This is a genomic window from Clostridium sp. MCC344 (assembly GCF_018785365.1).
Lineage (GTDB): Bacteria > Bacillota > Clostridia > Lachnospirales > Lachnospiraceae > Pilosibacter.
This window is the reverse complement of sequence record NZ_WQPQ01000020.1, coordinates 108,837-133,500: the sequence shown is the minus strand read 5'-3', so window position 1 is coordinate 133,500 and position 24,664 is coordinate 108,837. Positions and strand designations below refer to the sequence as shown.

Annotated in this window: 39 protein-coding genes and 1 tRNA gene; 1 reads left to right on the top strand and 39 read right to left on the bottom strand. The window is 36.3% G+C overall.

Features of this window, described 5'->3' with window-relative positions; genetic code table 11:
- Nucleotides 1–138 precede the first annotated feature (138 nt).
- The 27 genes from GPK90_RS05315 to GPK90_RS05185 all read right to left on the bottom strand — a co-directional run bounded on the left by GPK90_RS05315 (nucleotide 139) and on the right by GPK90_RS05185 (nucleotide 19,569).
- Entirely contained in the window at nucleotides 139–327 is a 189-nt protein-coding gene (locus tag GPK90_RS05315) for a hypothetical protein (protein ID WP_215702409.1), read from the bottom strand.
- A gap of 160 nt (nucleotides 328–487) precedes the next feature.
- Nucleotides 488–2,098 (bottom strand): phosphate ABC transporter substrate-binding/OmpA family protein, encoded by a 1,611-nt coding sequence (locus GPK90_RS05310; RefSeq protein ID WP_215702408.1) that lies wholly within the window; start codon nucleotides 2,096–2,098, stop codon nucleotides 488–490.
- Nucleotides 2,099–2,108: 10 nt separating this feature from the next.
- A complete protein-coding gene (locus GPK90_RS05305) occupies nucleotides 2,109–2,846 on the bottom strand; it encodes a hypothetical protein (RefSeq protein WP_215702407.1) in 738 nt (245 codons plus the stop codon).
- The gene (locus tag GPK90_RS05300; RefSeq protein WP_215702406.1) at nucleotides 2,846–3,376 is read right to left on the bottom strand and encodes a hypothetical protein; all 531 of its coding nucleotides are present in this window, start codon (nucleotides 3,374–3,376) and stop codon (nucleotides 2,846–2,848) included. Before GPK90_RS05300 ends, GPK90_RS05305 begins: the two co-directional genes overlap by 1 nt.
- A gap of 13 nt (nucleotides 3,377–3,389) precedes the next feature.
- Nucleotides 3,390–4,001, bottom strand: coding sequence for an ABC transporter ATP-binding protein (locus GPK90_RS05295; protein ID WP_215702405.1), 612 nt, complete (start codon nucleotides 3,999–4,001; stop codon nucleotides 3,390–3,392).
- On the bottom strand, nucleotides 3,994–4,740 hold the full coding sequence (locus tag GPK90_RS05290; protein ID WP_215702404.1) for an ABC transporter permease: 747 nt from the start codon (nucleotides 4,738–4,740) through the stop codon (nucleotides 3,994–3,996). The genes GPK90_RS05295 and GPK90_RS05290 overlap by 8 nt, the downstream gene beginning before the upstream one ends.
- Nucleotides 4,741–4,776: 36 nt before the next feature.
- Nucleotides 4,777–5,391 (bottom strand): hypothetical protein, encoded by a 615-nt coding sequence (locus GPK90_RS05285; RefSeq protein WP_215702403.1) that lies wholly within the window; start codon nucleotides 5,389–5,391, stop codon nucleotides 4,777–4,779.
- Nucleotides 5,392–5,530: 139 nt separating this feature from the next.
- Nucleotides 5,531–5,959, bottom strand: coding sequence for a hypothetical protein (locus GPK90_RS05280; protein ID WP_215702402.1), 429 nt, complete (start codon nucleotides 5,957–5,959; stop codon nucleotides 5,531–5,533).
- Nucleotides 5,956–6,543, bottom strand: a complete 588-nt coding sequence (locus GPK90_RS05275; RefSeq protein ID WP_215702401.1) for a sigma-70 family RNA polymerase sigma factor — start codon at nucleotides 6,541–6,543, stop codon at nucleotides 5,956–5,958. Before GPK90_RS05275 ends, GPK90_RS05280 begins: the two co-directional genes overlap by 4 nt.
- Before the next feature lie 14 nt (nucleotides 6,544–6,557).
- On the bottom strand, nucleotides 6,558–6,821 hold the full coding sequence (locus tag GPK90_RS05270) for a hypothetical protein (RefSeq protein ID WP_215702400.1): 264 nt from the start codon (nucleotides 6,819–6,821) through the stop codon (nucleotides 6,558–6,560).
- A 27-nt stretch (nucleotides 6,822–6,848) separates the two neighbouring features.
- Entirely contained in the window at nucleotides 6,849–7,496 is a 648-nt protein-coding gene (locus tag GPK90_RS05265) for a hypothetical protein (RefSeq protein ID WP_215702399.1), read from the bottom strand.
- A 24-nt stretch (nucleotides 7,497–7,520) separates the two neighbouring features.
- Nucleotides 7,521–7,715, bottom strand: a complete 195-nt coding sequence (locus GPK90_RS05260; protein ID WP_215702398.1) for a hypothetical protein — start codon at nucleotides 7,713–7,715, stop codon at nucleotides 7,521–7,523.
- Nucleotides 7,716–7,918: 203 nt separating this feature from the next.
- Nucleotides 7,919–8,812 carry a radical SAM family protein gene (locus GPK90_RS05255; RefSeq protein WP_215702397.1) on the bottom strand — a complete coding sequence of 298 codons (894 nt, stop codon included), beginning with the start codon at nucleotides 8,810–8,812 and terminating at the stop codon, nucleotides 7,919–7,921.
- A gap of 18 nt (nucleotides 8,813–8,830) precedes the next feature.
- The gene (locus GPK90_RS05250; RefSeq protein ID WP_215702396.1) at nucleotides 8,831–9,202 is read right to left on the bottom strand and encodes a hypothetical protein; all 372 of its coding nucleotides are present in this window, start codon (nucleotides 9,200–9,202) and stop codon (nucleotides 8,831–8,833) included.
- A gap of 2 nt (nucleotides 9,203–9,204) precedes the next feature.
- Nucleotides 9,205–9,933: a hypothetical protein gene (locus GPK90_RS05245; protein ID WP_215702395.1), complete on the bottom strand. Its 729-nt coding sequence runs from the start codon at nucleotides 9,931–9,933 to the stop codon at nucleotides 9,205–9,207.
- Nucleotides 9,934–10,013: 80 nt separating this feature from the next.
- Entirely contained in the window at nucleotides 10,014–10,400 is a 387-nt protein-coding gene (locus tag GPK90_RS05240; protein ID WP_215702394.1) for a hypothetical protein, read from the bottom strand.
- 20 nt (nucleotides 10,401–10,420) lie between these two features.
- A complete protein-coding gene (locus GPK90_RS05235) occupies nucleotides 10,421–12,484 on the bottom strand; it encodes a hypothetical protein (RefSeq protein WP_215702393.1) in 2,064 nt (687 codons plus the stop codon).
- A gap of 18 nt (nucleotides 12,485–12,502) precedes the next feature.
- Nucleotides 12,503–12,778 carry a hypothetical protein gene (locus GPK90_RS05230; protein WP_215702392.1) on the bottom strand — a complete coding sequence of 92 codons (276 nt, stop codon included), beginning with the start codon at nucleotides 12,776–12,778 and terminating at the stop codon, nucleotides 12,503–12,505.
- 12 nt (nucleotides 12,779–12,790) lie between these two features.
- A complete protein-coding gene (locus GPK90_RS05225; protein ID WP_215702391.1) occupies nucleotides 12,791–13,279 on the bottom strand; it encodes a hypothetical protein in 489 nt (162 codons plus the stop codon).
- Nucleotides 13,280–13,293: 14 nt separating this feature from the next.
- Nucleotides 13,294–14,424 (bottom strand): DNA cytosine methyltransferase, encoded by a 1,131-nt coding sequence (locus GPK90_RS05220; protein ID WP_215702390.1) that lies wholly within the window; start codon nucleotides 14,422–14,424, stop codon nucleotides 13,294–13,296.
- A gap of 260 nt (nucleotides 14,425–14,684) precedes the next feature.
- On the bottom strand, nucleotides 14,685–15,476 hold the full coding sequence (locus GPK90_RS05215) for a hypothetical protein (protein WP_215702389.1): 792 nt from the start codon (nucleotides 15,474–15,476) through the stop codon (nucleotides 14,685–14,687).
- Nucleotides 15,473–16,969: a hypothetical protein gene (locus GPK90_RS05210; protein WP_215702388.1), complete on the bottom strand. Its 1,497-nt coding sequence runs from the start codon at nucleotides 16,967–16,969 to the stop codon at nucleotides 15,473–15,475. The genes GPK90_RS05215 and GPK90_RS05210 overlap by 4 nt, the downstream gene beginning before the upstream one ends.
- 2 nt (nucleotides 16,970–16,971) lie before the next feature.
- The gene (locus GPK90_RS05205; protein ID WP_215702387.1) at nucleotides 16,972–17,640 is read right to left on the bottom strand and encodes a hypothetical protein; all 669 of its coding nucleotides are present in this window, start codon (nucleotides 17,638–17,640) and stop codon (nucleotides 16,972–16,974) included.
- Between the two features lies 1 nt (nucleotide 17,641).
- Nucleotides 17,642–18,310 (bottom strand): hypothetical protein, encoded by a 669-nt coding sequence (locus GPK90_RS05200; RefSeq protein WP_215702386.1) that lies wholly within the window; start codon nucleotides 18,308–18,310, stop codon nucleotides 17,642–17,644.
- A 40-nt stretch (nucleotides 18,311–18,350) separates the two neighbouring features.
- Nucleotides 18,351–18,431, bottom strand: a tRNA-Leu gene (locus GPK90_RS05195).
- Between the two features lie 511 nt (nucleotides 18,432–18,942).
- Complete coding sequence (locus GPK90_RS05190) at nucleotides 18,943–19,212, bottom strand: hypothetical protein (protein WP_215702385.1); 270 nt, start codon at nucleotides 19,210–19,212, stop codon at nucleotides 18,943–18,945.
- Nucleotides 19,213–19,215: 3 nt separating this feature from the next.
- Nucleotides 19,216–19,569, bottom strand: a complete 354-nt coding sequence (locus GPK90_RS05185) for a type II toxin-antitoxin system PemK/MazF family toxin (protein ID WP_215702384.1) — start codon at nucleotides 19,567–19,569, stop codon at nucleotides 19,216–19,218.
- Between the two features lie 179 nt (nucleotides 19,570–19,748).
- On the opposite strand from GPK90_RS05185, the gene GPK90_RS05180 reads away from it, so the two are divergent.
- Nucleotides 19,749–19,961: a helix-turn-helix domain-containing protein gene (locus tag GPK90_RS05180; RefSeq protein ID WP_215702383.1), complete on the top strand. Its 213-nt coding sequence runs from the start codon at nucleotides 19,749–19,751 to the stop codon at nucleotides 19,959–19,961.
- A gap of 7 nt (nucleotides 19,962–19,968) precedes the next feature.
- Here GPK90_RS05180 and GPK90_RS05175 read toward each other — a convergent pair whose 3' ends face one another.
- From GPK90_RS05175 to GPK90_RS05120, 12 genes are all read right to left on the bottom strand, one after another.
- The gene (locus tag GPK90_RS05175; protein WP_215702382.1) at nucleotides 19,969–20,724 is read right to left on the bottom strand and encodes a tyrosine-type recombinase/integrase; all 756 of its coding nucleotides are present in this window, start codon (nucleotides 20,722–20,724) and stop codon (nucleotides 19,969–19,971) included.
- 112 nt (nucleotides 20,725–20,836) lie between these two features.
- Complete coding sequence (locus tag GPK90_RS05170) at nucleotides 20,837–21,061, bottom strand: hypothetical protein (RefSeq protein WP_215702381.1); 225 nt, start codon at nucleotides 21,059–21,061, stop codon at nucleotides 20,837–20,839.
- A gap of 298 nt (nucleotides 21,062–21,359) precedes the next feature.
- A complete protein-coding gene (locus GPK90_RS05165; RefSeq protein ID WP_215702380.1) occupies nucleotides 21,360–21,761 on the bottom strand; it encodes a hypothetical protein in 402 nt (133 codons plus the stop codon).
- A gap of 11 nt (nucleotides 21,762–21,772) precedes the next feature.
- Nucleotides 21,773–21,937 (bottom strand): hypothetical protein, encoded by a 165-nt coding sequence (locus GPK90_RS05160; RefSeq protein ID WP_215702379.1) that lies wholly within the window; start codon nucleotides 21,935–21,937, stop codon nucleotides 21,773–21,775.
- Nucleotides 21,938–21,967: 30 nt separating this feature from the next.
- Nucleotides 21,968–22,147 carry a hypothetical protein gene (locus GPK90_RS05155; RefSeq protein ID WP_215702378.1) on the bottom strand — a complete coding sequence of 60 codons (180 nt, stop codon included), beginning with the start codon at nucleotides 22,145–22,147 and terminating at the stop codon, nucleotides 21,968–21,970.
- 40 nt (nucleotides 22,148–22,187) lie between these two features.
- A complete protein-coding gene (locus GPK90_RS05150; RefSeq protein WP_215702377.1) occupies nucleotides 22,188–22,499 on the bottom strand; it encodes a hypothetical protein in 312 nt (103 codons plus the stop codon).
- A 28-nt stretch (nucleotides 22,500–22,527) separates the two neighbouring features.
- Nucleotides 22,528–22,761: a hypothetical protein gene (locus tag GPK90_RS05145; protein ID WP_215702376.1), complete on the bottom strand. Its 234-nt coding sequence runs from the start codon at nucleotides 22,759–22,761 to the stop codon at nucleotides 22,528–22,530.
- Between the two features lie 52 nt (nucleotides 22,762–22,813).
- Nucleotides 22,814–23,224 carry a hypothetical protein gene (locus GPK90_RS05140; RefSeq protein WP_215702375.1) on the bottom strand — a complete coding sequence of 137 codons (411 nt, stop codon included), beginning with the start codon at nucleotides 23,222–23,224 and terminating at the stop codon, nucleotides 22,814–22,816.
- 7 nt (nucleotides 23,225–23,231) lie between these two features.
- Entirely contained in the window at nucleotides 23,232–23,528 is a 297-nt protein-coding gene (locus tag GPK90_RS05135) for a hypothetical protein (protein WP_215702374.1), read from the bottom strand.
- Between the two features lie 17 nt (nucleotides 23,529–23,545).
- The gene (locus GPK90_RS05130) at nucleotides 23,546–23,758 is read right to left on the bottom strand and encodes a hypothetical protein (protein ID WP_215702373.1); all 213 of its coding nucleotides are present in this window, start codon (nucleotides 23,756–23,758) and stop codon (nucleotides 23,546–23,548) included.
- 23 nt (nucleotides 23,759–23,781) lie between these two features.
- Complete coding sequence (locus GPK90_RS05125; RefSeq protein WP_215702372.1) at nucleotides 23,782–24,033, bottom strand: hypothetical protein; 252 nt, start codon at nucleotides 24,031–24,033, stop codon at nucleotides 23,782–23,784.
- A gap of 23 nt (nucleotides 24,034–24,056) precedes the next feature.
- Nucleotides 24,057–24,662 (bottom strand): hypothetical protein, encoded by a 606-nt coding sequence (locus GPK90_RS05120; RefSeq protein WP_215702371.1) that lies wholly within the window; start codon nucleotides 24,660–24,662, stop codon nucleotides 24,057–24,059.
- Nucleotides 24,663–24,664 lie beyond the last annotated feature (2 nt).

Genomic DNA, 24,664 nt, shown 5'->3' with positions numbered 1-24,664 from the left:
CACAAAACAAACAGATAAATAGTGTTTACGATGTTATCGCACTCCCTGTTGAATTGTAATTCTCCGAATTGCATCCACTCTGATGCATACCATATAGCTGTAACTGCCAGATTTACTGTAAGTGCTTTTACAAACGATTTAATCATCCTCTTTTACCTCTTTGAATTTTGCCTCTTTGACACTGTAATTGCACGTAATCTGGATACCAAGCATCGTTAGCAATTCGATCCAGTCGGCACTATGTAAGTTATCTCTTTTGATCTTAAATGGTCCACACTCAAGAATTTCTTTGTTATCCTCAAGCGTATAAATAATCTGTGGCGGCATATCATTCCTCCTCTTATATTTTCTGAAATACTATCCGTAGCTATGACACTACGGATAGCTAATATCATCTTTTCTTTTTGCCAAACAGATATCCTACTGCGAGCGCAACGGCAAACACAGCGATAAATGTTCCAATATTCAAAGCGATCATAGATTCTCCTTACTCAATACACTTGAAGGACACGTCTGTACGACGGTTCATAGCCTTATGCTCTTCGGTGTCATTGTCAACCATTGGTTTACTGGAGCCATTTCCAACCGTTATGATTCTATCGGCAGAGATTCCGTTTAAAACAAAATACTGCTTAACAGTTTCTGCTCTCTGCTGAGAAAGCATCTTATTTGCAATATCCTGCGGATCAGAATATGGGTTCGGATCTGTGTTCCCCGCAATCTCAATAATTGTTCCATCAAGAACCTTCGCAATGTTAATAAAGTCGTCGAGCTTCTGTGTAGCATCTGCAGAATCTGTGAATTTCGCAGTGTTAATGATAAAGTTTACAGTAGCGGACTTCTGTAATAATGCTACGGTATCAAGCACCTCCTGCTTATTTTCTTCTGTGACGATAACATTGGCATCTGTTTTTGTAAGATCCTGAGCATCGTACTTATCAGAGAGTGCAGACATATATGTATTATCAAAAATTGTATTCAGAAGATCTCTGTTTACGGTTTCTCCAATGGATTCCCAAACACCACACATATCAGAAAAAATAGTCTTTGCTGTTCCGTTTAATAAACTCATATTGTCTGCATAAGTGCAAAGTTTCGCAGATTCACAGTTTCCTAAAATATCATCATCAGAAGCTGTGGAGAACATCGGCATAACACTCTTGATAGTTGTCAAATCTGTCTTATATAAATCCGATGCTTGAAGAGACCCATCAATAAATGCTGTTACCGTGTCTGGGTATTTCTTTGCAAAATCAGCATTGAATAAAATACCATCCATAATTAAACTGGAAGAACTTGCAGTGCTAAATAAAATATGTGCATCGGACATATTCTGAGCCTGTGTAAGATACGGTTCCCACGTAGCAGCTACATCAATCTGTCCCGCAAAGAACGCTTTCGCGGCTTCATCTGGAGTTTCAAAGAAAATTAAGTTATTGATAATTGTATCTTTCTGGTCCTGTGTTAAGTCAGACTGGTTTACGAACCACACTACTAAGGAATGTGCTTCGGAAAATTGAGGAACGCCAATCTTCGCATTTACAAGATCTGCAACAGAATTAATAGAGGACTTTGCAATAATACCGTCACCACCATTAGAGAAGTTAGTGACATACGGCATAATTACATCCACACCGGCATCAGCATATTTCTTAGAGAGGAACGCCGTTCTGTTAATAGTGTAACCTGCTGCGTCTAATTTTCCGCTGATTAAAGCATTGCTGGACTGTGTAGCGTCATTAATGATACTGATGTTCACTTTAATGCCGAGTTTATCATAGATCGAACCTTCTTTTGTGCTTAAACCTCCATTTGCGTCGATAATTGATTTCCAGCCAATCCACTCGTCTAAGGAAAGATTGATTGTTTTATCGTCGTCTTTATCTGTGTTGATCACATTTCCATCATCGTCGGCTTCTACGGATTCGGATGTCTGCATAGCTTTGGTTTCAGATACGACATCTACCGGCTTTTTCTTGGAATTTTTAATTAAACCTGTTTTCATTCCGAAATACACGCCGCCACCAATTAACGCCATCACAATAATTGCAATCAGGATCTTGGCCGCTTTGGTCAGTCTAAATCTCTTTGTACTCATACTCTTCTCCTTATTTGTTGTATTTTTTCTTTAAAGAATCCAGATAATCGTTACTGCAGGTTTTCCGCGCCTCTGCTTCTGCTCTCGCAAGCTTCGTAGACGTTCTATTTTCATGAACAACTCTGGACCCTTCGACAATAGCGTCAAGATCCTTATTTTTCTCACGAACAGATGTAAGAAGTTTGTCCGTTGCGGTAACATTTTTCAGATCATCCATGTCATCATATACTTCCTGAAGTTGTTTCTTTACTTTCATATTCTCTACGACTTCTTTACTCTCTCGTCTTAATGCTCGAAGGTTCTTTTCGCAACGCTCCTGAGTTTCTTTTGCGGTTACAGATGCCTTTTCATACGCCTTTACAAGCTCCGTTCCTCTGTTAATATCTGCAATAATCTCTTCTCTCTCTTCAGCCTTTAACTGAGCTGAATCGATTTTCCCAGCCTTCACAAGAGCTTCGCAATCCACTTCTACTTTTTTCAGTTTCGCCTTTAAATTATCTAAATCTCTTTTTGCGTTACTATATTTTCCTGCTGCAAGCTTATACGCATTGTCCGCTTTGTTATATGCATCCTGCGCCTGGTCAATTTTCTCACCGTAGATAGCTTCTGCTCCCTCTGGTGTTGTCGCCATATCTTTAACAAAAACTCTTGTGATTCCTTTAAGTAAAGTTCGCAACTCAGGAGAAATCCATAACACCAATACAATCAGAATAATGACAAGAATTGGCAGAATATTTCTAAGTTCCATTAAGCTTCACCTCCCACAAAAGAAATTAGTTTGCTGATTCTGTCGGACTCTGCATTAATTGTCTCAGTAGAAGCCTTAAGTACAGCCTGTTCCTCTGCGATATTCTTCTCTAATTCTGCAATCGTCTCTTTACAGGATTCGATTCTTTCCTGATAATCTGCAACCAGTTCATTCTTTTCAGAAGAAATTTTTGCAAGCGCAGCTTTTAGGATATCAACACGCTTTTCTCCGTCTTCAGTAACGATTTCAGCATTTAATCCGAATACTCCCAGCGCAGAAAGAACACTATTTTTCTTTGTCTCGGTTACCATCTCTTTTGGAAGAGAGTCCACAAGCTCTTCAACTTTAAAAATAGACTTTGACTGGTCGTTAAGATCATTCTGATCATATATATCCGCAATCAGTGTATTCGTGTTTACTGCTTCAAGGTTTACATCTTCAACCTGCTCATCAGAAAGATCATATGATAGATCTTCTCTACTTGGTCGGTCAACTTCTTCTACAAGACCTAACTTCTGAAATAATCCCATGTTCTACTCCTTTTTATAAATTTATAACCAAATCACACATTTTTTCAGCTTCTGACAAGCTATGTGTAACTATGATCACTGTATTATTCTCTTTTCGATGCTGCTTCATAACCAAATTTTGCATCGAAGACCGAGTTTGTGGATCAAGTGCGGATAACGGCTCATCCATCAAAATTATTTCCGGTTTCGCAAAGAGTGTTCTTGCGAGTGCCAATCTCTGTCGTTGACCGCCAGATAACTGTTTTGGATATTTATTCTCGTAACCATTTAATCCTACATGATCTAAAAAGTCTTTAGCGTTTTCTACATCTTTTTTTGTAATCGTTCTCTTAATCTTCATTGGTAAAAGAACATTTTGAAGGCAGGTCATCCAATCAAACGAAGTATAATTTTGATGCATCATAAAAACATTGTTTTTAAATGCCTTTGTTACTGGCTTCCCATCGATTATTACTTCTCCATTTAACGGCTTCATTAGGCCTGCAATTGTACGCAATAAAGTTGTTTTTCCACAACCAGACTCGCCCAGAATTCCATAAATTTTCTTATCAAAATTTGCGGAATAATTCTTCAATAATGGTTTGTCTCTACTGTAACCAGTTGTCAGATTATGTAGTTCAATCATTGATATACCTCCATTTAAAAATTCTCTTAATAATTCTCTTGCTTATCCAGTCAAAAATCACACTAATAACCATAATTGTGATAATTGCCATAAACACCATATCGGTTCTTCCTCTTGAAGAATTTTGCTGAATAATCCAACCAAGACCATGCTTTGCATTAATTGTTTCTGCGACAGCAAGATATGTAAAACCGATTCCATAACACATTACAAAGCTGTTTAAAACGCTCGGCAACGACGCTGGGAACTGGATTTTATATATGGTCTGCATTTTACTCATTCCAATAGTTAAACCCGTATCAATTAAATCCTGGTTAATTTCATTCAAACACAGAATCACAGATGGCATCATATAAACAAATGTCGCCATAAATAAGAAAATAATTTTCATCGTTTCGTCAATTCCGAACCACATAATCAATAGTGGGTAAAATGCTGTCACTGGGATATATCTAAGAACAGAAATTACAGGATTCAGAAAATCATGCGCCAAAGGAATATTGAAAACAATTAAAGCGACCGGTAAAGAAATCACTGCCGATAGCATTGATGCTATCGTAACACGTAGGAACGAATATTTAATCGCAATAAATAGTTCTCCGCTTCTTATAGAAATTTTGAAATTATTAAACACGTCCACCGGATTTGGTACAAACAGTGAATTGTAATACTGCGAGGCAATTAGCCAAATAAGGAAAATCGTTCCTACCAAACACAATCGCTTTAATATATTTTTCATTATATGTCCTTTCTTATAGCATTCGTTTCTCATAAACTATCCGTGGCAGTGATACCCCAAATTTTCATTGTTGTAAAGACCAGTAGAATTTTTATATGACCAATTGTTAAAATATTTCTCTTCTGCATTTCTACGCGCTTTTATAGCATCATTTTTATTAATAAAAGATCCCAAATTTATTTTTTCCTTGTTTACCTTAATTTCAGCGACCCAATTATTGTTCCTTTTATCCAACCAAACTCCAGTGGTTCCAGATGTATTATCTATTCGCATAGATAAATTCATCATATTATTACTTTGTGTTCCAATACGTAATTCTTCTTTTCTACAATCATAAAGATTATGCCGTACATGATCAACGACTTGCCCACTTGTTGCATTCATAATTAATCGATGTAAATATATTAATCTTCCATCATTTAAAGATGTTGCTATATATCCATTCTTCAATTCCATCCAACAATAATCTTTAATCTTTTCATAATCTTCCAGATCAAAGAAAAATTTTGTATCACTATTTGAACATATTCCAATACCATATGGACCAGTGATATCATATGTATTAATTTTTTTATGAATTTCACTCGCTCTTTTTTTCACCAAACAGCCACAACTTTTTGTCCACCCACTTCTCAATTTATCGCCAGACACCTCTACATCCTTTGTACCGCATTTACAGTCACATACATATATAAGACGTTTTGATGTAGACCTTTCAGAAACACTTTTTACTGTTAGAAGCCCGAAAGTCCTCCCTATCATATCTATTCTTTTTATATAACATTACCTCCTATAATTTATTCTCTGTGTAAATACGCCACAAATCTCTTAACTCTAACATCTGAGGATTTAGCATATTTTCCTCGCTCTCAATTTCCATCTCATGTTCGTTATAGAGCAATATAATTTCATTAGAGATTTCATAATATTTATTCTCTAAATCTTTATACTTTTCTTTTAATTTATTGAGATTTTCTTGGATGATTATCCGACGAGCTGATGTGATATCGAACACACTTAGATCATTTTCGGTCTTTGAAATCAGAGTTTTAACTGAACGAAGATTTTTACTTACCTTACAATATTCATCTACTGAAGCCCTTAGACGCCTTCTAAAAGGTTTGTACCATTCGTATCGTGGAAATTGTCGTTGGTGATGTATTAACCAAGCCCACAGGACCACACAGAGGGTCACTAAAGTCAGAACATATTTTGTCATTCGCCTCTCCTATTGAATCCTTTACCTTTTGGAAGTTTATACCCTATATAGAACGCATATCTTTGAATGATCTGTCGAACCCGTTCTCGTGAAATTCCATAAGCCTGTCCAATTTTCTCATATGTATATCCCTCAGATGCCATAACAATAACACTTTTATCTCTTGGATTTTTAAACCTATTTAATCCTTTTACAAAACGCTCCATTGTCAATATGTCGTCTTCAAAAGAGTAATTATCTGCATAATAATCTTTTATTGTATAGGCCTCTTCACCAGTTCCATATTCATAATCTAGCGAATAAATTTTATCTTTTGGGATCTGCCTATCTGTTATAGTCAAATAATATTGATTGCAAATATTATTCCAAATTGCCGCACACGCATATGTGCTAAACTGAATATTTTTACCTGGATCAAATAGTATTGCTGCTTTACATAATGCTAATGCTGCAACACCATACCATTCATCAATATCAAGATGATGGTCATAAAGCACTTTATAAATTAGATTATGATTCTCCTCTACAAGTTGTCTTTGCTCCTCGGTTAATTTCTCAACCTTTTTAGGTGCGAAACCTCCCATATATTTTTATTCCCCTATCTAATTTTATCAAATAATTTATTTTCAATTGAGGCTTTCAGAGTTTTATTAATCCACTCAATATTATCGTTATCATAAAACCAGTCTTCGATGATCTGTTCCAACGAAAAATAACTATCTTCCAATTGCTTATTCACATTTTGGGCAATCTGATCTTTGATAATATCTCTGATTTCGTAATCAGAAATTGTCCCAGCCGCTTTTCTAAATCTATCTGCAATTGGTTTTAATGATACGTAATCAAATGTTTGTTTATCCATATTTGTTTTCTCCCTATGAAACGTGCGTTAAATTACTTTTTCTTGATCGACCCCGATGTTTTTATATTCTGTATATACTTTATTCTCGCAATAATACAGATTATAATCACACTGTTCGATGTACCACCAACGCTTCTGATGGCCTTCTCTCAGATACTTCTGGCAGTAATAAGTGTCTTGATAATGATCGTCAACCATCTGCCGGAAACTCAGCTCATCAATCTCAGAAGATTCCTGGCAAAATGTTGCGATTTTATCAACTAACCCTTCTGTAAAATTCTCTGTAACGACAAATACTACACGAACAATTTCGTTGCCGTCTCGCTTAATAGTTTTCAACTGATCATAACTGTGCAAGTGGTATACAACCCGATTGAAGAAAAAATATGGGAATGTTTTTACGTTTGGAATACTTGTATGTAGTTCGATCTTATAATCTGTTGCGATATCAAAAAATTTTCTGTACCAATCTTTGTGGTTCTGATACTCCCACAATGGATCGCCACCACCGGATAACGAGATCCAGTTACAACCGCCCCTTTCAGCTTCCGAAATTAACGAATTCAATCCTTCAACCGTACTCTTTGGAATATGCAAATCATTATTTTTTACAATACAATATGGACACGAATAATGGCATCCAAAATTCGTAATTACGCTTATATATTTATCCATTTTTCTCCTTTTGAAACGTGCATTTTACCTCTTGTAATATGCAAAACTTCCATCATCGAAAACTATCTCTACACGATCAGGGTATTTCCCACATGCATGATAGTTTATATCTCTGATTTTTGTGATTCCAATATGTGACTTTTCGCATTCAGCACACCTGACTTTTTCTTTGTACTGCGTACCGCAATAATCACAAATATATAATTTCTGTTCTCTCATATGTTACCTCATATGTTATCTTGAAATATCGGTTTCATTGTGCTGTATACCTTTTCTCCATACCGCATTTTTTACATCGATAAACCTTGATCTTATTAACTGCTTCTCCGCTATTGTTAACGCTAGTGCAATCGAAAATCATTTCCCAGTCGTGCTTACAAAAACACGATCTGAGATTGTTAATCAGCCAACGCATAGCACCATCACCTTTTCTTTCTGATTTTTTCAAACATATCGTCTACTGAATTCAACAAATCATATCGCTGGTCCATCGAAGCAGTCGAACTCTTTGCGAATCTTCTCTCTACCATATCAATATAATATGTAAACTCAGAGTCATCGCCCATATAGAACTCGTCCCACTCTTCTTGGCTCAACAGACGTTTAACCTGCAACTGCTCGATGGCAAGATTATCAAAACTTACCACCTTGAATTTGTCAACAAGGCTTTCTAAATTCTCATACAGCCAACGCTGCTTATTCTCGATTTCTGTCTGATCAGCCTCGAAATACTCGTTGCCTCTTCTTAAATGTTTATATCCAAGAATAAGCATTTTCAAATCGTTATTCTGTAATTTTTCCACATCGGATTCAGATAGAATTCCATTGATTACATGGATCACCGCATTAGGATATTGTTTGATAAGTTTTAGAAAATGTTCTGTTGGATTTACAAGGGAAACGCCAAGACCATAGATAAGTTTTTCATCAACAAGTTTCTTAATAAGCTCCTGTTTTCTCTCGAAATGGACCTGATTAACCGTGATGTTTGCGATAACCTTTTTCTCTTTGAGTTTCTGCAAAAATGGAATTAAATCAGGATGACTTGTTATGTCGCCTCCACCGATTGCAACCTCTTGATATGGGTGAAGAGTATCAATAAACTTCTCATTTAAGATATCTCCGAGTTTTCCATTTTTCGTGCTTCCCTCATGACAAAAGGGACAAAGGACGTCGCATACGTTACAGATTTTTATATCCATATTTTCTGCAAAATCAGGCGTAAACTCTTCATCGTTTGTTTCTCTTATTTTTGTACCATCGTCAAAAATTGCGACATGGAAATTGCCGTTTTTATATCTCCCCAATAATTCCATTTTCACATTCTCCTTTACTTAATCATGACCATAATAACCGAATGCCACAATACTCTCGCCGCCTGGTGTTGTATATTTTTCTGAATACGTTTCATACCATTCGTTATCAAAAAATTGATCGAATGTTTTAACATTTTCGTCCTTAAAGATTTCCGCAACTCGATCCTCATCATCCCAGTCAGTATCGCGATACCAAAGTTTTCCATTCCAACCAGTATACTTTTTTAATTCCTCAATAAGTTCTTCTCTAGTCCCGAATTTATTCTTATGTTCCCAGAATAATAATTCTCCATTTTCCCATCGGTCGAACTCACTCTCTGTACACATTGCCAATGCATGGACACTAGATGAATTTGTTTCGAATACGCCTTTTCTAATTTGTCTTTTCATATTTAATCCTCCGTTCCATTGTTTACTGGATATTCATGATCAATAACATCCATATTGACTAATCCTAAATTTTTCATATCAGACCAGTAACATGTTTCATCTCCATCTTGAATAACAATATACTTTTTATTCGTCAGGTATTCTTCTAACGATACTTTTTCTCTTTTAAGAAAACCACTAAGCATATCTTCATCCACATATCCCACATATGGTCTTTCAAAACAAAAATACCCTCTGTCGTTTTCCCAATATCCAATTGCATCTATTCCCCAAGCTACCTCTTTTTGGTCAAGCCATTCATTGAACTCATCTTCTGTTTTTCCATATTTCTGTACATAGTCACTATTTTTATTTCCAGGAAAATCTTTATTAGGAACAGAGTCTAAAATCATTGGCATTACAATCTTTTTTAAACCAGGAACATATTTTAATGCAAGTGCTTCAAGCTCTTTATACTTATCATCGTTATATTCCAAAACTAATGAGGCACAAGCATACAACCACTTGTCATAAAAAGTTCCTAACGCTCTAAATGGACTTCTTCCGAATTCCAGATCATCATCATCAACATGCCATATACAATCCTCTTCACCAGTCTCTTTGTCATCCCACAAACAAAATTCCTTAAGGATTTCGTTTGAGGTATAATGACTGTTGTTTTTCATGATGCAAAGCGAATGCTGACTGGAAGAATTTGTTTCAAAAACACCTCTTCGGATCTGTCTTTTCATGATTTTCTCACCTCGAAATTTCGATTTTAAGGATTGTTAAGGGATTGATCAGGAATCTAACCAATCCCTTACATTTACTTTTACTCCATTGCCTGAATCATCTTATCCAGTTCTGCATCAGATAAACCTTCTAATGCTGCATCCTGTCTCTTTGCCTTAATTTCGAGAAGACGCTGCTTCATTTCTCTATTTTTCTTTGCGTCCTCTTTCGCTTTCTTTTCAGCCAGTTTCTCATTGACGATATACTTTACAATCTCAATCTTTTCGGAAAGCTCTTCGCTCTCTTTCGTCTGAGCAGAAAGAAGGCTTTCTTCCTCAGATTTTTTGTAATCTGCATTTAGACTCTTGAAGACCAGATCCAGACTCTGAACAGAAAGCTCCCATAAATCAATGATATTAATCATTCCTCTGAACGGGAACTGAAAGTTTTTCTTTGTCGCCTCAATAAACAATTCTGCTGTTGTCATAATATAATTCTCCTTTATAGTTAAAATTTAATCTTCATGATACGTTCTGTCGCGCCTTTTACTTTTACTACAAGATCCGCTCTCTTTGTCATAGAAAAACCGATTCCAGAAAGCTGATCGTCCACACTTGCCACATGGCATTTTGCTCCAAGAGCCTCAAATACTCTCTTATGTTTTTCTAAATCATTTTTCAGAAATTCATTATACCAGCCGTTCGGTTCTTCACCATTTATACAATCCTTCAGGAAAAACATAAGATGTTTATGACCAATTCCTTCCTGCTCGTCAAAATAATTTGGGCTGTAACTAATTACGGATACCGGAACAAACTGATTTGTTTGAACTCCCCAAATTGATCTGCTTGATACTGAATACGATCCATTTAGAACATCTTTAATGGAAAAAGTTCCATCGTTGTTAAGCGTAACTTCTGCAACAATAACATTACCAAACACAGGCTTATTGTATTCAAAAGCATGGATTTCCCCATTAAATTCAACCTCTGCCTTAAAGCCTTTACTACATCTTGCAAAGTACTGATTTACAAAAAACCGATATACCCCAGGCTTCATCTTAGACATATCTGCCCAGGTAATATTTTCTACTGCTGGCTGTCCGGGTCTATCTTCCATCGGTTGAACAATGTCAACATCAAGCTGACCACCCATACGAGATACTTTGGGTTTTCTACAATTAAGAAAATAAATTTCATTTTTATCCGGTTCAATACAATGAGCATCTAAGTCGCTATTATCGTTCTGATCATCATTCCACTGAATAGAAAACCTCAGAACTCCGTCTACGTTTCCACCGGCTGCCTTTACATTCTGTTTTATATCTGAATCCGTAATATTTCCGGTATATGCCCAGCTCAGGCCGTTATTCCATTTAAACATTGACTTGGCATCCGGATTCACAGGAGCAATTAAGGATACAAAATTCTTCTCGTGTTTATTCTCTACGAAAGCTTCGATTTCTTTTGCGGTCGGAAGCACCTTATCAATAAAATCCTGCGCAGAAATCTCTTCTACTTTAGAAAATCTCTTTGGGCTAATTGCAACATCCTTTTCCATCTCTCCAAAAATATCATCTGCCCCAACCATTTTTCGAACTGCAGATTTGTTGGAAAACAAAACATTGTTTACTGTGATATCTCTTAATGTTGCAAAGCGACGCTGTAAAGAATCCATGTATCCAAGTTCTGTAATTGTCTTCTTTGCGTCTTCAAGCATTTTCTTTGTAAAAATCGCCTTTGGACGTTTATAATTCGCTGGCGCAACAATCTGCTCATACTTTTTAACTGCGAGATCAAGATCCATATTTTCGCTGATATTAGTTAGCAGAACACCAATAGAATGATTTCTAATTCTACCAACTGCCATACCTGCTGTTGCTGATTTTTCCCACGCATACAGATCCTTTTCATTGTCAGTAGAAAGATTTGCATATTCTTTTTTGTATTTCTTAAACTCTGTTAAGGCAGCTTTCCACTCTGCACCTTTGTAAAGAGTGTTTGAATTGATTAACTCCAGAACCGTATCAACCGCATCTATAGTAATCTCATCGAGAGATCTCTTAAATACATTTTTCGTATCTCGGTACTGTCCTTTAATTTCTTCATTCGAGTCACAGGAACAATTCACATAATTGCTTGGAAGCTCTAAGAAAAAGTGATCCCAACGATGTGCTTTCCCGTCAATGTTTTCAAAGTTATGATCAGTTCCGATTTTAGAAAACTCACTGATATAAATATCCTTAATCTTCTGCGCTTTTATATATGTGTTAAGTGCTTCGCATACCGGTCTATACACTGCATCATCAGTAACTTCTTCCCAGAGCGTATAAATCTTGCCATCCTTAATTGCAATGACTGCACCGATATTTTTAATAAACTGTCTGCAACAGCTACAATCATATTCTCTTCTCTGACGGAACATTTTGTTTGTTCCGGCTGGAAAACTGTCTAAATATGTATTCCATAAAATGTCCTTATCTACATCCATCTCGTATAAATGGTCTGCATTCTTCTGCATTTTAGAAAAACGATCCTGTAACGCCTTTTTGAATTTCATAAAATCTTCCATTGTCATTCTCCCATTCTTTTATTTGTCTCTATATACCTGAATCCGACCATCAGCAAACACTACCTCATGGGCAACCAGTGGAGCAAGTCGAGCCACATTTTTTAATGACTCTCTAATCAGTGTTCCGTTTGGAGTTCTGTGAGCGCCAAGTTCGTACCAATTCCATTTGCCGGTCGCTTTTTCCTCCGCCTTTAGTCTGTTATATACTGTCTCGTATTTTTCAGCATATTCCAACTCGTCCAGTGCCACCTGTAATGAACTGATCATAAATTTAATTTTCTCTTTCTGATCCATATATGTATTCTCCTAACCCAATGCCTCTGCTAAAATATCCTGAATCACGTCGTCGCTCATATTTTTGACAGAATCCTCGATCTTTTTCAGAAGGACCATCTTAAGGTCATCTGGCGTGATTCTCCTTACTGCTTCTTTGAATTTTAATTCCAATAGGCAGTCGGCGCTCTCAGCAGTTCCTACGGTGTCTGCATGTACAACATCTTTTATGGCATCATTTAGCTTATTTATATCATCTCTACATAAAACCCATTCTTCTGAATCATTAGTTTCATCTGCTGGATTTTCGCTTTCTAATGACTCAAACATTTCGTCAGTCCAATTCCATGTTCCATAATCTTCTTCGATTTCATACCGATTGATACCTTCACGAACTTTGTGAATTGTTACAGTTTTTCCTAAAAATACAGTCATCGAAGGAGTGACATAACACCCATCATACGTTTTGTCTATTGATAAATCTTCTCTTACTCTAACCTTATCTCCAACCTTATATTTCATAATTCTCTTCTCCATCAGTATGTCCAGTCATTTTCTCTTACTTTGAATGCATCGCCACATTCAATAATGTCTGGATAATTCTTCTGTGCAACTTTAATAGCAGCATCTTCTATTTCATATGCCTTATATGTAATGTTGGTATATCCTAACTTGTCAAGAACATATCTTCCGGTTCCAATTCCATCATACATAGATAAAACCTCAATCGAATGATCCTTTGGAATATTCATGTGTGATAAAATCCAAATAATAACCTCTGCTGTCCATCCATTTCCGATACATTTATATCTTTTTGATTCTGAAATTCCTGCTGTATATTCATCTGGAAGCGTCTGTAATCTTTCGCATTCTATTGGTTTTAACTTACGAATCACATAAGCCCCATCAGGAAGATTGATGTCCTGAATCCCATATCTGGTTTCGATTTTCCCATCTTTTACAATATGGTACTTATCTTTTTCAAAAGTGTATTTTGAAATGTCTACCGGACACATATAAAGTCCAGTCTTCCCACCTTGACCACCAGCCGATGCGACCAAATTTACACTTTTCCCATATGGTGAATATACCCTATGCCCTTGACCACTGGTTCCAATATCACCCAGTCTAATAGTCTGAGCTACATAGTTGTCTTTTGCTACGGTTGTAATCGTGTTTGTTTTACCATCATCTCTTGGTTCCAAATGTTGGTGTACCTTTCCATTTTCGTCATATCTGCCTCGCATAGCTACGCAATACGATTTTGGCTTTGAAACATGCTCAAGATTGTATAAGATTTCACCATTACAATCATCTAAAATATCATCCACAACGATGCGACGGTCTTCCGGCTGACCTATATCGCCAAGATTGTGAACGTAAAATCGTTTCCGGTTCTGTGCGCTGACAAGAGCACTGTTAATATAATGCAGTGGTGCGCCAAGCTTTTCAGAAATCTCTTGCTTAATCGCTTCTGCTGCACTTCGGTTATTTTCATACAAGAAATAATCTGGTTTGAATTTTTCCTTTGCAATTAGGTAGTTTTTAAATAATTCCCAACCTAAACCCTCGCTTACAGTTTCTCTCTTATTGTTCCGCGCAATTGACCAAAACGTACATGGCGATCCTCCAATTAAAATCCGGATCGGCTTCTTTTCTGTGCTCATTACCTATATTTCAAGGTCTGCGCAGACGTCTTAACCGGTGTTACTCTACTTTCCTTTCCTTATTTGATGCATTCATGACTGCAACTATTTATTCTCTAAAACAACATTGGAGATTCCATATAGATCATAGATTTGTAACATAGACAATTCTTAGAAAATGTGTTAGTATGTATATGATAGGAATCTCCTATTCCTGATTTTCTATCAACCTGTGGCTGACCAGAATACCCGTCAAGTTTTCCTGGTCAGTCCATTTTTTATTATTCTTCTACGCTCTTATTCTCTTTCTTTCCTGTTTCAGCAAGAGCCTTTTTAATTGCCTTGGCAATAAGTTCCTCAATTTCCTTATCGCGTTTCTCTTTCTCACTCTTTTTCTTAATTTCTTCTACAATAGGTTCATTTTTCTTTTTGTGTTTTTCTGATAATTTTTTCCAATCTTCCTTTGCAGTCTTTTTATAAGATTTTCTCGCAGCGTCCATAATTGCCATATAATTCTTGTGACCACCAAGAAGATATTTAAGAAGACAAATCCGAATTCCGTTATCCAGATCGAATGTATCACCGTCATGGACTTCGGCTCTGGTCTGGACATTTTTACCGTTCTTGTCTTTCTTGTTGAACTGCATCACCATCGCACGGTCATTATAGTTTCTTACTGCCAAAATATCTTTCTTATCCATGGTATTATTCTCCTTTTTATTTAAAAAAGTATATTTAAACGATTCATTTACAATGCTGAAACCGTTAATCATGTCCTGTATTGCATCTGTATCTACAAAACAAGATGATGCTTGAATTGTTTCCCTATATCCAAATGGTCTTTCTTTTGGATATACATCTTCTTCTAATCCTTCAAAGAATTCGTCACACCACCAACCATCACATTCCTTAAGTCTATAAGTTCCGTCATTATCATCTACTTCTTTTATAGTAACCGTCTTCCCAAAATACGGCTCCATGTTAGACCAAAGCATAGGCCACTCTTCCATTGAATCTTTCATCTTCTCCTTGAAAATCACGACCACACGGTCGACTACTTTGTACTTGCTCATGCTGCTTTACCTCCATTTTCTTTCTCTAAAAACTCATCAAAATCTCTCTTTAAATATGTAAAGTTTGTTTTGTGGCTTGAACTATATGTATTATTTTTTGCGTTCTCTTTATCGAGCCATTCGCTGAACTCTGTATCTTTTTCTATATCAGTTGCATATGCCATTAAAGCGATTACCGTTTCTTCACCAGCTTTATAAATAGGTGATTCATCTTTTACAAAATCACTCAAAAAATCCTTATACAATGCAATATCTTCTGGTTCAATAGTATCTCTTACATTGTCCTGCGCGAATTTTAACACTGGATCAATCTCTACTTCATTTGTTTTTTCTACTGTATTATTATTTTCTTCTACTACCGGTTCAGTTTCTGTTTTTTTCGTCTTCTTAACATCAAAGAACTCATCAATAAACTGACAAAGAATCTCAATTTTTGCCTTTACAAGACCATTGTCGGCTGTACCGCGCAGTTTATCGAGTTTGTCCCATGTGATATCCCCGTCAAGATCTTTCTGTCTGTAATCGCATTCAACTACTCTCGTATGTAAATTCTCTTTAAAAGAATCCAAAAATCTTCTAAACTCTTTTTCTTTAATCCCTAATTCAAGGAAATGATTGTATGCTGCAAACCAAATCGGGACATTTTTCTGAGTAAATAATTCTTTATATGCATCACCAACTACATCGCACAGGCTATCCGCAAGATGCTGGAATAAATTAAATTCAGCGTCGCTTGCATTTGTATTTAAGAATATAGCAATATCTTTTGTGTCTTTTTTGTAGGTATCCATATGAAATACAGTCATCATTGATCTAAGAATCATGCCTTCACACGCACCCTTGTCGTTCTGTTTGCTTTTAAGTGCAGTTGACTCTTTGAAAAAGCCCTTAGATCCAATTGCTTTTACTTTTCGAGCATACATATCAAGATAGGTAAAGCTCTTCTGGTCCTTATTCATTCCTGTGTTCATATTGAACTGTCTGATCTTTTTGCTGATTTCCGACATTGTTTTATAACCTGTTAATGTTGCAAGTTTTACCTGGAATTTATCAAACTGTCGTTTTAATTCTTCCGGAAGATCGTCATATCCTTTGCCTTTAACATCGAATTCTGCGAGTTCCCATACTGGTTCTCCATTTTCATCCCTGATAACAATGCCATTTTTATCAAGTTTCTTTTTCTGATATTCAACAACGCTGTCCTCACATTTTTTTCTGAATTTATGAGCACCATTTTTGAATCTTCTTAACGCCGATGTTCTCTGCATTCCGTCGATAAGATATTTTCTTGTAATTTCTCCGGAATTAATCTCTCCTATAATTAAAGAAGGAAGATAATCACCTGTTAAAACTGTTAAAATAATTCCATCCTCAAATTCCTCAGTGGAGCAGAAATTTCTCTGCACATCCTGATTGTCGCTGATTGTTTCATTTGCAATGTCACTCAGGTAGGACTCCACTGATACAGCCTCTTCAATCACCTTTCTCTTCATAATTAATCTCCCTTTCTTTTCTTATATAAGAATCTTGTGTTACAATCAGAGCGGATCCAAGCCATATGCTCGTTGTATTCTTTGACACTGATGTGTAACTCTTCAATAATCATCTTACGGTCATATTTGTTGGCCAACAGTAAAACGATCTGCCGTTGTTTCCGTGATAAATGAGATAAATATTCTTCCACGTTTTCGCTCATATAAAGTGAACTGAAGCGCTCCTCAAGGATATCATCTACTGTACTGCCTGATCCCAGGCATTCCTTTCTTGCTTGTCCATTCTGCTTTATGGCATCGTAGGATTCATTCTTCAGAAAGATAGTTTTCTTTCCATTTTTATCCTTCTTTACATTTGAACGTTTATCCCTGTTTTTATCCCGTAAGTATGTATAATATCTCAACTTAAGATTATTGGTTAAATATGTATGAAATTTGCAATCCTGATCATTTTTATACTTGTCGATACTTTCACACAAAACATGCAGTCCCCAGGAATAGAGATCATCGTATTCCCATTTATCTATTCCGCCAATATTTTTTTTGAAAATTGGATAACATGTCGCTTTTAACTTCGACATATCGTTCCGGCAATATTCTTCCGCCAATGCCAATTGTTCGGGTGACCAATGCATTTTCAGTACCTTCTCGTTATATTCTTCCAAGCTCATCTCAACCTCCAAGTATATCTAATACTGTCTTATAATATTCTGTTCTCCCTTTATACTCTAAGTTAGATGCTTTTGATAACTCTTCCTTCAATTTTCCAATACTGTACTGATACTTAATTCCGTCCTGCATTACCTGAACATACCGAATACATTCCTTAATCCGTTTATGTTTGTCTCGCACCTCTTCTAAGATATAACCAATCTTTGCCATCTTATGTGCCTGTGGCTTCTTTTTGTGTCTGTCTTTGTAAGTTTGAAGTGCATGGACAATATCCGATTCGGCACTATCATATTTCCCTAACGCTGCACTCAACAGATTCATATATGTATTAAGCTGTCCGGAATCCCAACCGGCTAATCCTAAAATATTGTGAGATTCCTCATAGATCTTGTCGAGAATGCTTTCATCGAACTCAACATCATTCTTTCCGATATAAGCACCAGCGTTCCCTTTGTAAGTAAACGGCTGATCGGGTTTCCCTCCTGATCCATCGTCGATCATCTGATAGGACCTCACCCAGCTATACCGTTTCCCTGGTCTACTCAGAAACGACTTCGCCTGTTTGTAGGTGAATTTCTTTGCTTTGACCGCATATGTAGTCGGTATATACTCTCCGATCTTCAGCTCATTTTCCATCACATAATTTTTTCCGTCTGATAAAATATACATTTCTCAATCTCCTTTCGCTTATTTATTCTCCAAAAAGGAATGCTCCAAGTGAGATTCGAACTCACACGATATAAATCGGTGGATTTTGAGTCCACTGCGTCTTCCTTTCCGCCATTGGAGCTTTACCATCACCGAGACTGACGGGAATCGATGATGGGTACACCTATTAGAAGGCAAACCTGTACAAGTGAATGTATTTTGCGCGCACTAAATACACCTAGAGCAGCTTGTACTCTACTTATGTAACCTAACGCCGACCGTTAGGACACCCGGACATAAGTCCGAGCGCACTGGGTCAGCCGGATTCGAACCGGCAAATACAGCAGTTAAAGTGCTGTGCCTTACCTTTTGGCAATGACCCAATATATTTTCTCTATTAAATTGGTAATAATTGGAAATAGTTGGCGATATGCCTTGCGATTTTCGAAAAAAATATGTATAATGATATCGCAATGGCAGTTGTGGTGACCGCTTTTGCACCTAAGAGCCTTTTACACAATGGGCGGCAACCCAGTGTAGAGGCTCTTTTGGTTTATTTGCCTATTTCCTTCTGGCAATATTTACTATATACCCGAACGCTTGTTCTGTCAATAGTTTTTTTCGAACGCCTGTTCGTGTTATTATTTTGACAATTAATCTCTTAGAAGTACCGTTCTTAGAAATCCTCTTGGTTCAAAGTCTATCGGATCTGGCTGCTTTTCGCTAAATACCCGGAGTTCACACTCGATCTTTGCAATTAACTTTGCCTCGTCAATGAAATTCTGGCAATCTCTACCCTTCTTTTTACAAAACTTGGCGAGGGTATTTTTCTTTGTAAGATCCTGGACTGAAACTAAAACGATAGAATCCTCTCCAACTAACTCCATAGCTTCCTTTGCCGTCATCGTAACATAGCCTTCCATTCTTTAATCCTCCCCGAAGTTCGCGTCGTAAACTCTTTTAATACTCTTGCGATCATTTGCATTAATAATACATCCGACCTTTTTAATAATTCTCTCTTTGGAAATCTGTCTCAAACATTCTCCAAGTACAACCGACTGTTTTCTCAGACAATTGGATTCTGTCGGATGTAAAATGAAGTGAGTCGGTTGATTAAGTTTTTTCGGCTGACTGGTCAGTGGCATGACAAGAGTTGTACAACTGAATTCATTTCCTTTATTATTCTGAACCACAACACACGGTCTGATACCTGCCTGTTCTCCTTCAAAATTATCATCTCCGAAATCCACGACCAGAATATCATATTTCTTAATCTCCATTTTCTCACTTCCTCCCTCTTTTGATATTTTTGCTATCCTTTTGAATAGCTTTTATCTCTGTTTGTATAGTTAATATAGCACATCAAAGATTATATGTCAATAGAAAACTTTCACATTTGCCAAGTTTTTGTTGACACTTTAATAGTTTATGTTAAAATATGAATAGCGGAGGTATTTGTATGTTAAGCTATAAACCATTATTTAGATTACTCCTTGAACGAGACATGTCGAAAACACAATTAAAAAATGGCGTTTCTCTTAGTCCCAATGTTATGTCGAAACTATCAAAAGGTGAGTATGTGTCAATGGAAGTAATCGAGAGAATTTGTAAATATCTTAATTGCCGTATTGAAGATGTCGTTGAGATATTACCAGATAAGGACGGTGAATAACCGTCCTTTACATATCCCACCAATTATCTAATGCGAACTGGTCTTTAATATCATCATCTCTTGTCAGTCCTAAATATCTAAGCGTTTCGCTTGTGTTCCGATGATTCAGGCTGTGCTGAATTTTTGGCAAAGCCAGTGGATCTCCCGCTTCGACCAACATCATATATTTCTGATACGCATTGGTTTTCCGCAAGCTATGCGTATTATAGCTGCCTTTGAGCTTCAGATGATACTGCAGGTCCTTCATCATATTCTCCACCGGATCGCGTCCAATTGCTTTCCCGGTATTATAAGACACAAATACCGGTGCGTCGTATTCCGGCTGAATTCCGGTTTCACTCAAGTACCATGTGATTACATTCTGAATCGACTCGTTCGGAATCACCAGTTTTTTCTTACCGGTTTTCTTTTCTTTTTTATTTCTGGCATTAACGAATGTCTCCATGTCCTTCTCGAAAAAGTTTGACCACTTGAGCGCAGACAAATCAGACACTCGTAATCCGATATTGATTCCCACGATGAACAGCATCAGGTTTCTCCTTGATGTAAATTTCTCGTTCTTTTTATATGCCATCCTGACTTTGAGCTTCAGGTATTCAATGCAGCGCTCCACATCTGCCTTATCCCTGATCGGATCAACCCAGCGCTCTTCTGACTGAGGATTCGGAATCCAGTGCCCATCCTTCGTAAACCGTCCGGTTCCGTTTACAACCTTAAGCTGAATTACATCCTGTTTTTCATTTTTTACAACTGCTAATGCCATAAGATCTCTCCTTTCAAATAAATATTCTCCGTTTTAAATAAAAAAAATAGCCTGAATGAGCAAAGCTTTTCCAGACTACTGTAATACTGTATTCTATTTCACTTCGTTGGTTTTAGTCCCACCAAAATTCTAATTTTTTAACATCAATTTTGTTTTCTTTTGCCTGATTAATAATCTCTTCCTTAAGTTCGTCATAACCATACTCTTCTGGAACATCATAATTTGGCAACTCAATCTCTGCATACAATTCAAGATTATTTTCAATTTCTGCAAGCATATAATTTACAGATTTGTTTGAATACCTGCTTATGCCGCCCATAAAACAAACTTTAATCATAATATTCCTCCTTGCTATGAAATACAAGTTTTCTTAGTGTTAAAACTGCGACCGAATTGTTATCTTTAATACACCATCTACAATATCCAAGCTCTTAACTGTGAAATATTCATAATTTTAATATGATTGTTTCCATTAAAATTTTCAAGAAAATCATTTATTTTCATACACTACTATTTTCCTTTCGTTCACATGAAAACTTGGTTTCTGACTCCGTAATGTTTAAGCACATTACAAATTTCTCCTTTTACATGTATAACTAATAATTAGGTGGATTTATACTTTTATCAATCTTATTTTACATCAGCAGAATCTCTCTTAATTCCTCATCATCCATCTTTGCAATTTTATCCATAACAGCTTCACGAATAGTCTTATTTCCTAACACAATTTCCAGATTTTCCACAGAAAGCTTAGTAATTTTTGTATCATCCGGATGATCATAGAGATGTTTCATTTCCCTGTAGAAAAATTCTGCGTTTTTCTTATTGTGTGTCGTATAGAAATCCTTTTTATAAGAAGATACCGGATAATAGCATCTGTAAGTATCCGTATTCTTATCATAACACCATAGTTCTTCTGACCACCATTCATCTTCTTCGCAGTCATCGTGAAACTGCTTATTATAAGTAACCCTGATCTGACAACCCTGATGTAATTTATTAAAAAATTCTTCCTTAGATAATAAATTTACTTTCATACTATTTTCTCCTATCTCTCAGCATAAATATATAATTTAAGCAGAATATTTTTTTCTTCTTCTGTCATATCCTTTAGTATATTCTCTATTGCATCAGCAGACAGGAATTTAAAATCTGACTTTATCTTTGACATTTTATCTATGAGATCTGTTGCTACATAAACTTCATTTTTCATTCACTATATTCTCCTATTTTCTTTTTCTTCCTATTCTATTATTTCATCATTATCACACAACTCAACAATCCATTCATCCGGTTCGAACACCGAACTAATATTATCCCAGAACCAGTCTTTTGCTAATTCCTCTGCTTCGTCGGCATTATCTGCCCTCACAATCAGATTATAATCATCATATACTGTATGTACGAGATATAACTGTTTCATACCCTATCCTTTCGAAAACAATCTTTCATCTTAGTTAAATTTAGAACCTGTCATTGATATTAACCTGCGGCCAGCGACCTCCGCATTCCATACCACTTTCCAGTTCGTAAAAAGTTGTCATCCCAGTACCATGATCATATACGCGCTTAATCTTAACAAGCTCTCCTGTACGTTTACAGCCAATTTCTCGTGTTGTTCTAAACTCATCCATTGGATCCTCAGACAACCACTTGACGGCTTCTAAAAAATTTTCCATACTAATGCCTGTATTATCATGCCAATTCTGGAAAACTTTGCTTTCGCCAGATCGAACACGCTTTTCTATTTTTTCATACTTCCATGACATTTCCATATTTTTTTCTCCTTATGAAAGCAATTTTTCATTTCTTAATTAAAACCCTATCAGCTTCATCATAATCAAGAAAACATGCATGAGAACTATCTTCGGTATAAACCGTTATTCCAGTTTCGTCTTGATCTAAAAAATACCAATATCCTTTTTTAAATATATAATCTGTTCCATCGTTTGCGTTAGTATCTTGTTTCATTTGTACCATATAAGTTTTTGCAATATTTTTTAGTAATTCAATATCAGTTATATTATCCAAATCCATTTAATCACCTCGTTTTACTTTTGCAGGAAATCGTCATTTTAAAATTCTCTGCTTAAAATTGAGTTCCGCGCCAATCAAATGCTTTGTTCCATTCGGATTTTTTTACAAGATCATCAAGCTCATCATCTGTAAAGTCCAATACACGTTTGACTTCTTTACGCCCCTCTTCATTAAAGCACATTGCTTCCATATATGCTTCAAATGGTATGAATAAATTATATTTATTTAATCGTCTTTTTACAAAGCAGTCACAAAATATTTTATTCCATAATTTCTTCGACATTATTCCCATATATATATTATATTCTATAGCCATATCAACATACTTTTCTATGTAATGATGACCATTGTTTATTTTGTTTCTGTCAAAATACTCAGTAATGTGCCACATTACCTCTTTTCGTCCAACAAAATATATCCTACCATTTGCGAATTGTAATGATACTGTTTTAAACTTATCCATTTCTCTCTTAAAAGTTACTTTTCTCTTCTTCCGTCAACTGTTTCATTTTCCCAATATCAAATTTCCAAAATGTCATACCAGAATAACCATATCTGGCTTCTGCCGCCATCTTTAAATCATCATTAGTATAAATTGCGTTCGACTTTTTTAAATCCTTCACAAGCTTTTTACTCAATTTTGCTGGCGACTGAGAATCTAATCCTATGCCACAGCTTGAGGTAACCAACTGAAAACAAGCCCCATTGTCCAAAAGTAAATCTCGTTCGTTTACATCATATATATTTCTTCCAATTTTTATCTCCATAAAATTTCCTCCGAAAATTAAATTTCATGTTTCTTTACGTAATCCCAAGTGATACTTTCAGGTACTGGATCTGAATATTTGAAAATGAACACATCCCTATATCCAGCTCCAATCAGCTCATTTGCCTTTATCTTGTATTTCATCAGATTGTTTTCTAAATCATTTGTGATCCACGGTTCCGTTTCGCTAAAACCTTTCCCTAACTTGTCTTTATATGCGATGGCAAACATAATATCACTGCCTTTCAAACCAACTAAATATTTTCCCTTCCAAATCTATTTTTTCCTTCGTGTTCCGCATACCATCTATCGGCTATTATATGTGTCAACTCGACCTGAATCATAAAGGTAGCATTACAACCAAAATACTTATCATACTCGTTCTTTATTTTTCCAAGCTCGTTGTCTGGTCGAAATCCAGATTCTTTTTCTACTTCGAGAAATTGTCTATATAATACGGCTAATTCATCGTCTGTTTTTGTTACAAACATATTTATATGCTTCATGCCAATCCTCCGAAACTATTCTTTCATCGTCTATGCGTTCTGTAATAATCCTCATCGTCCCAACAGGAGTGATATGTGATACTGCTTCTGACTCCAGGGCAGTTCTTGATTGCCTCAAACTCTTCCTCACTGATTACAATGCCAGGATCTCCGTTTTTAACAGAATTAGGAAGGACTTTACATGTATAAGTTAGGTCTCTTCCTGGATAAATATCACGATAGATATCATACCAGCGCCATTTTCTACATTCTGTTTTTCCATTTTTAATTTTTCGTTCGATCTGAGCAATACGCTCTCCCGTATCTAAGTTAGTTGTTACTGGATTTATGCTTCTGTCACAATACTGTGCGCAATAGCGATACTGACCAGCAGGAATCTTTTTTGCGGCTTCCGTATTCCATTGATCAGTTCTTGACCAAATTACTCTGCCTTTTGCATCCTTAACATCATCACCAGTTCCAAAAATTTGCCGACCGTCAAGAAGGAATCTCCTCCCTTGGCGATCATAATAATAAGGAGTCCCATCCGGCAAGTGCTGAATATCCCTTTTGCATTCAGCATTTTCAATACCACATTTTACCGCACTTCCTAATGCTGCTCCACCAAATAACAAATTCATTAACCACATAC

Bases quoted from the DNA above. Each gene is read 5' to 3' on its own strand.
- GPK90_RS05315 (WP_215702409.1), bottom strand. From the start codon at position 327: ATGCCGCCACAGATTATTTATACGCTTGAGGATAACAAAGAAATTCTT.
- GPK90_RS05310 (WP_215702408.1), bottom strand. From the start codon at position 2,098: ATGAGTACAAAGAGATTTAGACTGACCAAAGCGGCCAAGATCCTGATT.
- GPK90_RS05305 (WP_215702407.1), bottom strand. From the start codon at position 2,846: ATGGAACTTAGAAATATTCTGCCAATTCTTGTCATTATTCTGATTGTA.
- GPK90_RS05300 (WP_215702406.1), bottom strand. From the start codon at position 3,376: ATGGGATTATTTCAGAAGTTAGGTCTTGTAGAAGAAGTTGACCGACCA.
- GPK90_RS05295 (WP_215702405.1), bottom strand. From the start codon at position 4,001: ATGATTGAACTACATAATCTGACAACTGGTTACAGTAGAGACAAACCA.
- GPK90_RS05290 (WP_215702404.1), bottom strand. From the start codon at position 4,740: ATGAAAAATATATTAAAGCGATTGTGTTTGGTAGGAACGATTTTCCTT.
- GPK90_RS05280 (WP_215702402.1), bottom strand. From the start codon at position 5,959: ATGACAAAATATGTTCTGACTTTAGTGACCCTCTGTGTGGTCCTGTGG.
- GPK90_RS05275 (WP_215702401.1), bottom strand. From the start codon at position 6,543: ATGGGAGGTTTCGCACCTAAAAAGGTTGAGAAATTAACCGAGGAGCAA.
- GPK90_RS05270 (WP_215702400.1), bottom strand. From the start codon at position 6,821: ATGGATAAACAAACATTTGATTACGTATCATTAAAACCAATTGCAGAT.
- GPK90_RS05265 (WP_215702399.1), bottom strand. From the start codon at position 7,496: ATGGATAAATATATAAGCGTAATTACGAATTTTGGATGCCATTATTCG.
- GPK90_RS05260 (WP_215702398.1), bottom strand. From the start codon at position 7,715: ATGAGAGAACAGAAATTATATATTTGTGATTATTGCGGTACGCAGTAC.
- GPK90_RS05255 (WP_215702397.1), bottom strand. From the start codon at position 8,812: ATGGAATTATTGGGGAGATATAAAAACGGCAATTTCCATGTCGCAATT.
- GPK90_RS05250 (WP_215702396.1), bottom strand. From the start codon at position 9,202: ATGAAAAGACAAATTAGAAAAGGCGTATTCGAAACAAATTCATCTAGT.
- GPK90_RS05245 (WP_215702395.1), bottom strand. From the start codon at position 9,933: ATGAAAAGACAGATCCGAAGAGGTGTTTTTGAAACAAATTCTTCCAGT.
- GPK90_RS05240 (WP_215702394.1), bottom strand. From the start codon at position 10,400: ATGACAACAGCAGAATTGTTTATTGAGGCGACAAAGAAAAACTTTCAG.
- GPK90_RS05235 (WP_215702393.1), bottom strand. From the start codon at position 12,484: ATGGAAGATTTTATGAAATTCAAAAAGGCGTTACAGGATCGTTTTTCT.
- GPK90_RS05230 (WP_215702392.1), bottom strand. From the start codon at position 12,778: ATGGATCAGAAAGAGAAAATTAAATTTATGATCAGTTCATTACAGGTG.
- GPK90_RS05225 (WP_215702391.1), bottom strand. From the start codon at position 13,279: ATGAAATATAAGGTTGGAGATAAGGTTAGAGTAAGAGAAGATTTATCA.
- GPK90_RS05220 (WP_215702390.1), bottom strand. From the start codon at position 14,424: ATGAGCACAGAAAAGAAGCCGATCCGGATTTTAATTGGAGGATCGCCA.
- GPK90_RS05215 (WP_215702389.1), bottom strand. From the start codon at position 15,476: ATGAGCAAGTACAAAGTAGTCGACCGTGTGGTCGTGATTTTCAAGGAG.
- GPK90_RS05210 (WP_215702388.1), bottom strand. From the start codon at position 16,969: ATGAAGAGAAAGGTGATTGAAGAGGCTGTATCAGTGGAGTCCTACCTG.
- GPK90_RS05205 (WP_215702387.1), bottom strand. From the start codon at position 17,640: ATGAGCTTGGAAGAATATAACGAGAAGGTACTGAAAATGCATTGGTCA.
- GPK90_RS05200 (WP_215702386.1), bottom strand. From the start codon at position 18,310: ATGTATATTTTATCAGACGGAAAAAATTATGTGATGGAAAATGAGCTG.
- GPK90_RS05190 (WP_215702385.1), bottom strand. From the start codon at position 19,212: ATGGAAGGCTATGTTACGATGACGGCAAAGGAAGCTATGGAGTTAGTT.
- GPK90_RS05185 (WP_215702384.1), bottom strand. From the start codon at position 19,569: ATGGAGATTAAGAAATATGATATTCTGGTCGTGGATTTCGGAGATGAT.
- GPK90_RS05180 (WP_215702383.1), top strand. From the start codon at position 19,749: ATGTTAAGCTATAAACCATTATTTAGATTACTCCTTGAACGAGACATG.
- GPK90_RS05175 (WP_215702382.1), bottom strand. From the start codon at position 20,724: ATGGCATTAGCAGTTGTAAAAAATGAAAAACAGGATGTAATTCAGCTT.
- GPK90_RS05170 (WP_215702381.1), bottom strand. From the start codon at position 21,061: ATGATTAAAGTTTGTTTTATGGGCGGCATAAGCAGGTATTCAAACAAA.
- GPK90_RS05165 (WP_215702380.1), bottom strand. From the start codon at position 21,761: ATGAAAGTAAATTTATTATCTAAGGAAGAATTTTTTAATAAATTACAT.
- GPK90_RS05160 (WP_215702379.1), bottom strand. From the start codon at position 21,937: ATGAAAAATGAAGTTTATGTAGCAACAGATCTCATAGATAAAATGTCA.
- GPK90_RS05155 (WP_215702378.1), bottom strand. From the start codon at position 22,147: ATGAAACAGTTATATCTCGTACATACAGTATATGATGATTATAATCTG.
- GPK90_RS05150 (WP_215702377.1), bottom strand. From the start codon at position 22,499: ATGGAAATGTCATGGAAGTATGAAAAAATAGAAAAGCGTGTTCGATCT.
- GPK90_RS05145 (WP_215702376.1), bottom strand. From the start codon at position 22,761: ATGGATTTGGATAATATAACTGATATTGAATTACTAAAAAATATTGCA.
- GPK90_RS05140 (WP_215702375.1), bottom strand. From the start codon at position 23,224: ATGGATAAGTTTAAAACAGTATCATTACAATTCGCAAATGGTAGGATA.
- GPK90_RS05135 (WP_215702374.1), bottom strand. From the start codon at position 23,528: ATGGAGATAAAAATTGGAAGAAATATATATGATGTAAACGAACGAGAT.
- GPK90_RS05130 (WP_215702373.1), bottom strand. From the start codon at position 23,758: ATGTTTGCCATCGCATATAAAGACAAGTTAGGGAAAGGTTTTAGCGAA.
- GPK90_RS05125 (WP_215702372.1), bottom strand. From the start codon at position 24,033: ATGAAGCATATAAATATGTTTGTAACAAAAACAGACGATGAATTAGCC.
- GPK90_RS05120 (WP_215702371.1), bottom strand. From the start codon at position 24,662: ATGTGGTTAATGAATTTGTTATTTGGTGGAGCAGCATTAGGAAGTGCG.